This window comes from Streptomyces zinciresistens K42 (genome assembly GCF_000225525.1).
Taxonomy (GTDB): Bacteria; Actinomycetota; Actinomycetes; order Streptomycetales; family Streptomycetaceae; genus Streptomyces; species Streptomyces zinciresistens.
Genome location: NZ_AGBF01000214.1, coordinates 1 through 10585 on the forward strand (window position 1 = coordinate 1; position 10585 = coordinate 10585).

The following is a 10585-nucleotide window of genomic DNA, read 5'->3' on the forward strand; positions in this document are numbered from 1 at the left end:
GGGCCGTTCGCCCCGGACGGCGCCCCGGACGGTGCCTCGGCCGTGACCGGGGGGATCGGCGCGGTCGGCGCGGTGCCGCTCTCTGGAGCCGGGTGCCCCTGGGAGGCCGGAGCAGTGGGAGCGTCCGCCGGCACGGGGGGCGCGGACGGGGCCGGGGGTACCGCGGCGCCCTCGTTCTCGGTGCTCACAGCTTCTCTCCTCGATCCACGGCTGTTGTCTTCGGTCGCACTCGGTCACGCCCATTCATGCTTGCCGGATGCTGTCGGCGGTCGGTGCGCTTCAGCTGTGCACGTTCGTCTTTTTGTATGCGGTCAGCTTTTCCCAAGGGCCGTCAGAGCACCATAAGCCGTCGCTGTGCGTCCGCGGCCACTCCTTACAAGGGTCATGTGCGACTGAACGGGCACATTCCCGGAGCCCTCACGCCCGCTCCGGTCGCACGACCGCCCGGGTGCGGTGGCACCATGACGCCGTGACCCACGCACGTCAGCACCAGATCCGAGTCGTCGCCCACCGAGGAGCCTCCGAAGACGCTCCGGAGCACACCCTGGCCGCTTACCGGAAGGCCGTCGAGGACGGTGCGGACGCCCTCGAATGCGACGTACGCCTCACCGCCGACGGCCATCTCGTCTGCGTCCACGACCGACGCGTCAACCGTACGTCCAACGGCCGCGGCGCGGTCTCCGCCCTGGAACTCGCCGAGCTCGCCGCGCTGGACTTCTCCTCCCGCAAGACCCGCGACTCCTGGAAGAACCGGAGCGAGGAGCCCGACTGGGAGGTGCGGCCCGAGGACCCCGAGGACACCTCCGTCCTCACCCTGGAACGGCTGCTGGAGCTGGTCGCCGACGCGGGGCGGCGCGTGGAGCTGGCGATCGAGACAAAGCACCCCACGCGCTGGGCCGGTCAGGTGGAGGACCGGCTGCTGCTCCTGCTGAAACGGTTCGGACTGGACGCGCCCGCCACCGCCGAGGACTCCCCGGTGCGCGTGATGAGCTTCTCCGCGCGTTCTCTGCACCGCGTGCGTGCCGCGTCGCCGACGCTGCCGACCGTCTATCTGATGCAGTTCGTCTCACCGAGGCTGCGCGACGGGCGGCTGCCCGCGGGCGTCCGCATCGCCGGCCCCTCGATCCGCATCGTGCGCAGCCACCCCGCCTACATGGAGCGGCTGAAGCGGGCCGGCCACCAGGTGCACGTCTGGACGGTGAACGAACCCGAGGACGTCGACCTCTGCGTGGAGCTGGGCGTCGACGCCATCATCACCAACCGCCCGCGCGCGGTGCTGCGCCAGCTCGGCCGCTGAACCCGTCCACGCGCGCGTGCCCGGCCACCGCCTCGTACGCGTGCGTACCCACCCCTCCGATCCGCCGGCGCGCGTACCCCGCGCGCCGGGTGCGCCCTCTCAGACCCCTCACCCCTCGCCCCCTCGCCCCCTCGCCCCCCCCTCGGGCCAACCCTCACCCCTCGCCCCCCTCGGGCCACCCCTCGAACCCCCGGAGCCGAAAACCGCACCAACCCCTGCACAACCTCTTGACCCGGCCGCCCCTTCAGCCCCATCCTCCACTCTCGGCCACACCGACGAATTCCAGCCAGCCCGATTACGGGGAGTGCTCCGGCGCGTTCACTCCGTACCCGGACGTTCCGAATGCGTCGCCGGACCGTGACTGGCCGGTTTCCGGTTCAGGCCGATGGGGCATCCACACCGTGGCGTGGGGCAAAGGAGGTCTCGGGGGTGGCGTTGGTGGTGGCACAGGAGGTGCCCACGTCGTCGAGCATGGCCGTTCCCCACGGCCCTGCGGGCGTGGGCAGAGCCAGGCACCGGATGCGGGCGCACCTGCGCACGGGCGGTGTGGCGGAGACGGTCATCGACGATGCCGTACTGATTCTTTCGGAGCTGTTGAGCAACGCGTGCAAACACGGCCGGCCGCTGGGCGACGCGTTCTCCGGTGACGGCGACGTGCGGGCCGCGTGGCGCGTGGACGCGGGCGGCAGGCTCACGGTCGAGGTGACGGACGGCGGCGGACCCACGCGCCCGGCCCCGGCGACACCCTCGGTCACCGCGCACGGCGGCCGCGGACTGAACATCATCACCGCCCTGGCCGACGACTGGGGCGTCCGGGACGACGTCCGCGGCGAGGTCACCGTCTGGGTCGTGGTCCACGACGACGTGCACGACCCCGACGCCGGCCACCGGCGCCACGACTTCGCTGCGCGCGTCGCCGCACCGCCGGTGAGCGCGATGGCGGGTCTCGACTTCGCGAACGCCTTCGACGACTTGGACTGAAGCCGCCGGATACGGGCGGAACCGCGCCCGTCGGCGGACCGTTCCCGGCACGACCCGGTGGGTTGTCCACAGGCTCCCGTCGAGCGTGGCACGAGCGGCTAGGCTCGCGCCCGTACCAGACGAGCCGTACCCGGGAGACACCCACGATGGCCAAGAAGCGACCCCAGACCAAGGCCGAGCGCCCGCAGATCGCCGATGGGGAGATCCCGGTCGTCGGCGCGCGCGAGCCCTGCCCCTGCGGCAGCGGCCGGCGCTACAAGGCATGTCACGGCCGGGCCGCCGCCCACGCGGTGACCGAGCTGGTGCACCGCCCCTTCGAGGGGCTGCCGCACGAGTGCGACTGGGTGGCCCTGCGCGAGCTGGTGCCCGCCGCCACCGTCGAACTGCCCCTGAAGGGCGGCCTGCCCGAGGGCGTCCCGTCGGTCACGCTCGCCACCGTCCTGCCGATGGCCTGGCCCGCCCTGCGCCGCGACGACGGCTCGGTGCTGCTCGGCCTGCAGAACGACACGGCGTCCGGCGACATCAGCCGCGACCTCGCCGACACCCTCCAGCAGGCGCTGGCCGCCGCGCCCGGCACCCCGGTGCAGGGCAGGCGCGCCCCCGCCGGCGGACCCCGGCTGCAGGATCTGCTCGACCCCGAAGGCGCGTTCGAGCCAGTTGTGCACCCGGGCTTCGAGTTCTGGGTCCCCGACGCGGAGAACGCCACCGCGGAGGTGACCGCCTCCCTGGAGCGGGCGAACGCCGCGGCGATCCCCACCGTGAAGCTGACCGGCGTGGACGCCGCCTACTGGTGCGAGACCCCGGAGAAGAACCACCTGCGGTGGGTCATGCCGCACCCTGAAGAGCAGCTTCTGGACGCCCTCGCACGGCTGCACGCGGCCGGCGCGTCGAGCCTCGGCGAGGGCACCCGGCTGGTGGGCTCCTTCCGTGCTCACGGCCTCACCGTGCCGGTCTGGGACCTGCCGAGCGGTGTCGGCGCCGAGGACGTGGAGAAGCCGGCGGCGGAGTTCGCCGAGCGCCTGGCCGCGGCCCTGGCGACGGACGCCCCGCTCACGCCGGACGAGCGCCGCGCGCGGGGCGGTCTGACCAACCGGCAGGTCACGCTCAGCTGACGGGCGGCGCGCGGAGCGGGTCCGGCTGAACGGCCGTTCAGCCGGCCCGGCCCGCCCACGCTGAGGTGAATCCGCTCACAACTCCCTTGCTGGGCAAGGGAATCGGTGACCGGAAAGCCCGTAAGGAATTTGCGAACCGCCGATCTCTTGTTACCGTTCCCATAGCCCGGTTGCTGGTGCATCCCCCGTCGCCAGCAACCGGGCCTTTCCCTGTCCGCGCCCCTTCACGGAACGGCGCCGACCGTCAACTACCCGTGTTCGCGGCGGACTTCCCCGGCACGGAGTTGCTCGCGGAACGCAGCAACAGCGCCCGGCCCCCGGTCCGCTCCGCGAACTCGGTGACCGCGGTGTAGGCGTCCGAGGCGCCGCGCGTGCGCGCGCGGGGCGTCTCGCAGGTGCCCGGCTCGTCGTCGGCGCCCACGGCGCAGCGCATCTGGAGCGTGCGCCCCGCGGGCCCCATGAGGCTCAGTACGGAGTCGACGGCGGCGCCCGTGGCGTTGCGGAAGTACGTCCGGGCCCAGGTCTGCTCGCCCTGGGTGAGGACACAGGTCTGCGCCTCGATGCCGCCGGGCGAGGTGAGTTCGGGCCCGCACCGCACGGCGGTGGCCAGCCCGAGGTCGAGGGTCAGCGGGGAGTCCGCGGGCGCGGCGGAGGGCCCCTTGGCGTCCGCGCGCGGAGAGGGGTCGGCGGCGCTCTCGCCCGCGGGTCGTTCCCCGGTGCCGCGCGCGGGGGCCTGCACGGCGGTGCGGCCCGCCTCGGCGACCTGGCCGGCGGCCGCCCACGCCAGCGGCAGGGCGACCGCGGCCGCCGCCACGGAAGCGAGGGCGATCAGACGGACTCTTCGCTGGTTCGGCCCGCGGCGATGTGACGACGGTGCCCTTTTTCCCCTGGAATGACGCGGCATACAGCGGAAGATAACGACCGTACGCCTATGCGCCTTTCGCGCGCGCCGAGCGGCCCTACATCTCGGGCGCGCTCACACCCGTACGAGTGAGGGCCTCGACCACGGCGTCGACCACGGCCTCCACGTCCGGCACCCAGGGCGATGCCGAGCCGGGCAGGGGGGCGCGCTGCCAGCCGACCGGACCCTGCCCCGTCTCGGACGGCGGCAGCGCGAGGTAGCCGCCCTCGCTGTGGAAGCGCAGCGAGCCGGGGACGAAGTCCTTGGCGTAGAGCAGTTCGCCGAGCTGCTCCATGGAGTACGGCTTCACGAGGATCGCCCAGCGGGAGGGCGAGGCCACGACCGGGCCGAGCCGCATGCCCGTCCGGTCGAGCGCCGCGAGCGCGTCGGCGGCCGGCAGCGCGGGCAGGCTGACCGCGCAGGGCGCGGCGCCGCCGGTGGCGAGGATGATCGGGGCCGCGGGCCGGTTGGTCCACCACCAGCGCACCATGCGCTCGTCGGTGGTGGCCGCGAGGAGGCCGGGGTCGAAGGGATGGGCGCCGGGGACCGTGCACTCCTGATCGGGGCAGCCGCAGCGGGAGTGTCCCTGCGGGTGCGCCGTCACGCCCGGGAGCACGGGCCACTGCCATTCCTTGGCGAAGGTCAGGGCCGCACTGATCAGCTCAGACTGCCCGTCGCCGCGCAGGAGCCTGCGTCGCCTTCCGAGGATCTCGCGCATGAGCGCTCGTTCCTTTCCGTTGCACCGCTGGCAACACCGTGGGTCACATCACACCATGTGTCGATCACTTCACTGTGCGTACCTGATGGCGCATCACACCCCTGCCGCGAGCAGGGGAATCCCCTATGGGCCGAGCGCTGGCTGCTTCCGCGGCAGCCTCGTCCATACTGCGTCCGTCACAAGCATGGGCGTGGCGCGGGGTGGCGAAGTCTGGCGTTTCGCGTCGCGCGTATTTCTCTTCGCCTCCGCCGCGGGAGGATGGGGCACGATCGTCAGTGGCTAGGACGCCCGGCTCCGGCACCAGGTTCCGGGTGGTCGTCAACCACCCCTGGCCTTCACCGAGTACGTACCCCTCACGACCGCTGTGACGCTCCGGGGAGCGAAACCAGTCGACCGCAATAGCCCGTTCCCTGAGGCAGTTTTAAGCCAACTTCGCCTTAACGCAAGAGGTCTGCACCGAGAGCCCCGACGGCCCATGGACACCAGGAATCCCGGCAGGACAATGCTGGACATCCCCTCACGAGTGCGTGTACATGTGGAGACACTGCTGGCGGCGCAGAATGACATGGGGGTTTGCGATGCTTTTGAGCAGTACGCGCCGGTCGGAAAGCCGGACACCATGAACGCCCCTCACCCTCCGAAAGTGGCCGGAATCGATTCAACGGTTCCCCCACCCGCCCACACTGTCGCGCCCGTGCCCACAACCCCAGGAACCCCGGGCGCCCCGGCGGTCGACCCGTCGAACGCGCCGGGCGCACTGCTCCAGGACCGCCTCGCCGGCTGGGTGTCGGACCTGACGACACTCCACGAACTCACCGAGCGCCTGGCCCGCACGGACGCGCTCGGCGACGCCCTCCAGGAACTGCTGCGCGCCGGATCCGCCCTCGTGGGTGCCCGGCGCGGCCTCGTCGTGCTCGAACCCGCGGACGGACTGGGCCCGGAGACCACCATCGGCCTCGGACTCGCCCGCGCCGACCTCGGGCACATCGAGACCGTGCCGCGCAGCGCCATGTCCTACGGGCAGATCCTCGACGGACTGCCCGGCGGCGACGGCGAGATCGCCCAGCCCGACCTGCTCTCCGAGGACGGCCTCGACCCCCGCCACCGCGAGGTGGCCGCCCGCCTCGGCTACGCCGCCAGCTACGCCCTTCCGCTGTGCACCGGGACCGCGGGCCGGCTGGGCGCCGCCGTGTGGCTGTACGACGAGCCCGCCGAACCCTCCGAACGCCGGCGCCATCTCATCGGCCTGTACACGGCGTACGCCACCGAGCACCTGGCGCGGCTGCTGGAGGTCGAGCGCACGCGCGCGGCCATGCGGACGATGGCCGAGGAGCTGCTGCCCGCCCGGCTGCCCCGGGTGCCGGGCGTCCAGCTCGCCGCCCGGCACCGCACCGGCCCGCGCGGCGGCGGCGACTGGTTCGACGCGCTGCCGCTGCCGGACGCCGCGCTCGGACTCGCGGTCGGCTCGGTCACCGGGTCCGGGCCCAGCGCCGTCGCCGCGATGGGCCGGCTCCGGGCCAGCCTGCGGGCGTACGCCGTGATGGAGGGCGAGGACCCGGTCGCCGTCCTGTCCGACCTGGAGCTGCTGCTCAGGCTCACCGAGCCCGCCCGCTCGGCCACCGCCCTGTTCGCCTACTGCGAGCCCGCGCTGCGCAAGATCACCCTCGCCGGCGCCGGGCACACCCCGCCGCTGCTGATCGGGGAGCGGCGCACCGAGTTCGTCGAGACCTCCGTCTCGGCGCCGCTGGGCATGCTCGCGTGCTGGGAGGCGCCCAGCGTGGAGCTGACCGCGGAGGCGGGAGAGACGGTTCTGCTGTACACCGACGGGCTGCTGCACCGTACCGGCGACCCCACCGACCGCGCCTTCGCCCGGCTGCACTCGGCGGCGGCGGGCGTGCCGAGGGCGGTCCGGCACGACCCGGACGCCGTGGTCGACCATGTGCTGCGCACCGTCCTGCCGGGCGGGCTCGACCAGGCCGACAGCGCAGAGGACGTCGTGCTGCTCGCCGCCCGCTTCGCGTAGCGGCCACCGCGGTCCGCGCGGTCATAACAGAGGCGTGGCCTGCGCCATAGCACCTGTGGACGGCGGGTCCCGCACCCTGGGCACGTACCGGTACGACCGTACGATGGAGGGGGTCCAGTGCCCTACCGAGGAGGATGACCGTGGCCGACGAGCTCACCGCGGCCGCGTCCGACGCTGCCACCGCAGCGGACGTGGACGAGAGCGCAGAAGAGCCGATCAAGCAGCGCAAGAACGGGCTGTACCCGGGCGTGTCCGACGAGCTCGCGGAGAACATGCGGTCCGGGTGGGCCGACACCGAGCTGCACGGCCTGGAGCCGATCGCCCAGGCGGCCGAGACCGCGGCACGCCGTGCGGCGCTGTCCGCGCGGTTCCCCGGCGAGCGCCTGGTGATCCCGGCGGGCAACCTCAAGACCCGCTCGAACGACACCGAGTACCCCTTCCGCGCCTCCGTCGAGTACGCGTACCTCACGGGCAACCAGACCGAGGACGGCGTGCTCGTCCTGGAGCCCGCCGCGGACGGCCACAAGGCGACGATCTACCTGCTGCCGCGCTCCGACCGGGAGAACGGCGAGTTCTGGCTCTCCGGCCAGGGTGAGCTGTGGGTCGGCCGCCGGCACTCCCTCGCCGAGGCGGGCGAGCTGTACGGCATCCCCGCCTCCGACGTGCGCGAGCTCGCGGACGCGCTGCGCGAGGCGACGGGCCCGGTGCGCGTCGTCCGCGGCTACGACGCCGGCGTCGAGGCGGCACTGACCGACAAGGTCACCGCCGAGCACGACGAGCAGCTGCGGGTCTTCCTGTCCGAGGCGCGGCTGGTCAAGGACGACTTCGAGATCGGCGAGCTGCAGAAGGCCGTCGACTCCACCGTGCGCGGCTTCGAGGACGTCGTGAAGGTCCTCGACAGGGCCGAGGCGACCTCCGAGCGCTACATCGAGGGCACGTTCTTCCTCCGCGCGCGCGTGGAGGGCAACGACGTCGGCTACGGCTCCATCTGCGCCGCCGGGCCGCACGCCTGCACGCTGCACTGGGTGCGCAACGACGGGCCCGTGCGGCCGGGCGACCTGCTGCTGCTCGACGCGGGCGTCGAGACGCACACGTACTACACCGCGGACGTCACGCGCACGCTGCCGGTCGACGGCCGCTACAGCGAGATCCAGAAGAAGATCTACGACGCCGTGTACGACGCCCAGGAGGCCGGTATCGCGGCCGTCCGGCCGGGCGCGAAGTACCGCGACTTCCACGACGCGGCGCAGCGGGTGCTCACCGAGAGGCTCGTCGAGTGGGGCCTCGTCGAGGGCCCGGTGGAGCGGGTGCTGGAGCTCGGGCTCCAGCGGCGCTGGACGCTGCACGGCACCGGCCACATGCTGGGCATGGACGTGCACGACTGCGCCGCCGCGCGCGTGGAGTCCTACGTCGACGGCACGCTGGAGGCCGGCATGGTGCTGACCGTCGAGCCGGGGCTGTACTTCCAGGCCGACGACCTGACCGTGCCGCAGGAGTACCGCGGGATCGGCGTCCGGATCGAGGACGACATCCTGGTGACCGCCGACGGCAACCGGAACCTGAGCGCCGGGCTGCCCCGCCGCTCGGACGAGGTCGAGAGCTGGATGGCCGCCCTGAAGGGCTGACACGCCCCGTCTGCCGCGGTCCGCTTCATCTGCTGCGGTCTGGCTTCGGCCTGCTGCGGTCTGCTGCGTCCGCGCCACGGCCGGGTGCCCCCAGGGGTGCCCGGCCGTCGTCGTGCGGGGCCGGTGCGCGCGATCGCGCGCGTCGCGGCGGGGCGTGCCGCGCCCGGTGGCCGTACCGTCTACACATCGGCCGGTGCCGTCGGGTGGAGGAGTTCTGATGCGCAGCGTGACCTATTCGATGAGCGTCTCGCTCGACGGCTACATCGTCGGGCCCGACGGCCGATTCGACTGGACGGCGCCCGACGAGGACGTCTTCCGCTTCTGGATCGACGACATCCGCGGCGTCGGGGTGCACCTGATGGGTCGGCGGCTGTACGAGACGATGCTCTACTGGGAGACCGCCGGGCAGGACGCGTCACTCGACGACGCGGAGCGCGAGTGGACCGCGCTGTGGAACCCGCTCCCCAAAGTGGTGTTCTCCCGCACGCTGACGGCCCTGCGGGGCAGCGCCCGGCTCGCGACGGGCGGCGTGGCCGAGGAGATCGAGCGGCTGCGGGCCGAGCCGGGGGAGGGCGACATCGCGATCGGCGGCGCGGACCTCGCCGCGCAGGCGGCCGCGGCGGGCCTGATCGACGAGTACCGCGTCATCGTCCATCCGGTGCTGGTCGGCGGCGGCGTGCCGTTCTTCCCCGCGGACGAACGCCGGGTGGACCTCGAACTGGTGGAGACCCGCACCTTCAGCGCGAAGTTCGTCCACCTGCGCTACCGGGTGGTCCGATAGGGCCGTGGCCGGAGCCGGCTACACCGCCAACAGCGGTGCGTTCTCCCGCCACTTGAGGACCTTGTCGAAGCTGACCACCGCTCCGCCGCGGTCCGGCTTGTTGCCGAACTGGACGTGGTCGGCGAGCTCTTCGATGAGGCCCAGGCCGCGGCCGTGCTCGGCGTCGGAGGGTGCCGTCCGGGGGGTGCGGCGTGCCGTGCGGAAACCGGGGCCGGAGTCGGCGACCTCGATGTGGCACTTCTCGCCGTCCAGGTAGGCCGTGACGCGGTACGCCTGGGGGGTGCCGTCGGGCGCGGTGCCGCCGTGCTCGACGGCGTTCGCGCAGGCCTCGCTCAGGGCGACGCACAGGTCGTAGGAGATGTCCGGGTCGACACCCGCGGTCTCCATGGTGCCGATGAGCAACCGCCGGGCGAGCGGCACGCTCGCGGCTTCGCGCCGCAGATGCAGTGACCACCAGATGCTCATGCTCCAGCCTCCTGGCTGCGGCTCGACATACACCGTTACGTATTGCCACGACCACGCGTGTGTAAGCACGTTCTCGGCGTGACGCCGCCCATATGGTCGATGCGCCCACGTGTGAATCGGTGTATGTAGGGGCGGCCCACATCAGAAGGTGACCTTCCGGTTCCGAACCGGACAGGGCAGGGGGCCATGGGGCGGACCTGCCGGACGGCGGCCACGGGGCCAGTGGGATGATGAGCCCGCCATGCCTGCCGCCCGTCCGCGCCGTGCGCGCCCCGGAAGCGATCTGCGGATCCTGCGGGCCGCGGTGTTCGCCGCGGTCTGCGTCGTGCTGGCCGGCATCGGGCACGCGCTGGCCTCCTGCGCCGCGGTTCCGCTGTGGGCGCTGGGCGCGGGATACCTCGGGATCTTCCTGGTCGCGCTGCCGTTCACGGGCCGCGAGCGCTCGCTGGCCGGCACCGCCGCGCTGCTCGCCGTCTGCCAGACGTCCCTGCACTCGCTGTTCGGGGTGCTCCAGCAGGGGGCGGCGGCCGCCGCGCAGGCCCAGGAGGCCGCCGCCTCCGACGCCGCGCTGGTGCGGCGGGCCGCGCGGCTCCTGTGCGGTACGGCGGGGGTGGCGATCAGCCCCGCCCGCGCCCAGCGCGTCCTGTCCGACGCCGGCATCGGCACGGGCGGCGCGGCGACG

9 protein-coding genes and 2 pseudogenes are annotated in these 10585 nt (G+C 73.0%); 7 read left to right on the forward strand and 4 right to left on the reverse strand.

What is annotated here, in order from left to right:
• Positions 1 to 188 (reverse strand): annotated as a pseudogene (locus SZN_RS42055) (protease); the annotation flags it as partial.
• A 281-nt stretch (positions 189 to 469) separates the two neighbouring features.
• On the opposite strand from SZN_RS42055, the gene SZN_RS31750 reads away from it, so the two are divergent.
• The 3 genes from SZN_RS31750 (at position 470) to SZN_RS31760 (ending at position 3390) form a co-directional block, all read left to right on the forward strand.
• Positions 470 to 1297 carry a glycerophosphodiester phosphodiesterase gene (locus SZN_RS31750; protein WP_043734170.1) on the forward strand — a complete coding sequence of 276 codons (828 nt, stop codon included), beginning with the start codon at positions 470 to 472 and terminating at the stop codon, positions 1295 to 1297.
• Between the two features lie 342 nt (positions 1298 to 1639).
• Positions 1640 to 2278 (forward strand): ATP-binding protein, encoded by a 639-nt coding sequence (locus SZN_RS31755; RefSeq protein ID WP_043734165.1) that lies wholly within the window; start codon positions 1640 to 1642, stop codon positions 2276 to 2278.
• Between the two features lie 146 nt (positions 2279 to 2424).
• Positions 2425 to 3390: a DUF5926 family protein gene (locus tag SZN_RS31760; protein ID WP_007503101.1), complete on the forward strand. Its 966-nt coding sequence runs from the start codon at positions 2425 to 2427 to the stop codon at positions 3388 to 3390.
• Positions 3391 to 3634: 244 nt separating this feature from the next.
• On the opposite strand, the gene SZN_RS31765 is transcribed toward SZN_RS31760, so the two are convergent.
• Positions 3635 to 4204 carry a hypothetical protein gene (locus SZN_RS31765; protein ID WP_007503103.1) on the reverse strand — a complete coding sequence of 190 codons (570 nt, stop codon included), beginning with the start codon at positions 4202 to 4204 and terminating at the stop codon, positions 3635 to 3637.
• A gap of 145 nt (positions 4205 to 4349) precedes the next feature.
• Positions 4350 to 5009, reverse strand: coding sequence for a bifunctional DNA primase/polymerase (locus tag SZN_RS31770; RefSeq protein WP_007503104.1), 660 nt, complete (start codon positions 5007 to 5009; stop codon positions 4350 to 4352).
• 502 nt (positions 5010 to 5511) lie between these two features.
• On the opposite strand from SZN_RS31770, the gene SZN_RS31775 reads away from it, so the two are divergent.
• From SZN_RS31775 to SZN_RS31785, 3 genes are all read left to right on the forward strand, one after another.
• Positions 5512 to 7032: a PP2C family protein-serine/threonine phosphatase gene (locus SZN_RS31775; protein WP_078509041.1), complete on the forward strand. Its 1521-nt coding sequence runs from the start codon at positions 5512 to 5514 to the stop codon at positions 7030 to 7032.
• Between the two features lie 140 nt (positions 7033 to 7172).
• On the forward strand, positions 7173 to 8657 hold the full coding sequence (locus SZN_RS31780; RefSeq protein ID WP_043734173.1) for an aminopeptidase P family protein: 1485 nt from the start codon (positions 7173 to 7175) through the stop codon (positions 8655 to 8657).
• Between the two features lie 217 nt (positions 8658 to 8874).
• Positions 8875 to 9438 carry a dihydrofolate reductase family protein gene (locus SZN_RS31785; protein ID WP_007503109.1) on the forward strand — a complete coding sequence of 188 codons (564 nt, stop codon included), beginning with the start codon at positions 8875 to 8877 and terminating at the stop codon, positions 9436 to 9438.
• An 18-nt stretch (positions 9439 to 9456) separates the two neighbouring features.
• Here SZN_RS31785 and SZN_RS31790 read toward each other — a convergent pair whose 3' ends face one another.
• Positions 9457 to 9903: an ATP-binding protein gene (locus SZN_RS31790; RefSeq protein ID WP_007503111.1), complete on the reverse strand. Its 447-nt coding sequence runs from the start codon at positions 9901 to 9903 to the stop codon at positions 9457 to 9459.
• 241 nt (positions 9904 to 10144) lie between these two features.
• On the opposite strand from SZN_RS31790, the pseudogene SZN_RS31795 reads away from it, so the two are divergent.
• A pseudogene (locus tag SZN_RS31795) lies at positions 10145 to 10585 on the forward strand (hypothetical protein); the annotation flags it as partial.

Bases quoted from the DNA above. Each gene is read 5' to 3' on its own strand.
- SZN_RS31755 (WP_043734165.1), top strand. From the start codon at position 1,640: ATGCGTCGCCGGACCGTGACTGGCCGGTTTCCGGTTCAGGCCGATGGG.
- SZN_RS31760 (WP_007503101.1), top strand. From the start codon at position 2,425: ATGGCCAAGAAGCGACCCCAGACCAAGGCCGAGCGCCCGCAGATCGCC.
- SZN_RS31770 (WP_007503104.1), bottom strand. From the start codon at position 5,009: ATGCGCGAGATCCTCGGAAGGCGACGCAGGCTCCTGCGCGGCGACGGG.
- SZN_RS31775 (WP_078509041.1), top strand. From the start codon at position 5,512: ATGCTGGACATCCCCTCACGAGTGCGTGTACATGTGGAGACACTGCTG.
- SZN_RS31785 (WP_007503109.1), top strand. From the start codon at position 8,875: ATGCGCAGCGTGACCTATTCGATGAGCGTCTCGCTCGACGGCTACATC.
- SZN_RS31790 (WP_007503111.1), bottom strand. From the start codon at position 9,903: ATGAGCATCTGGTGGTCACTGCATCTGCGGCGCGAAGCCGCGAGCGTG.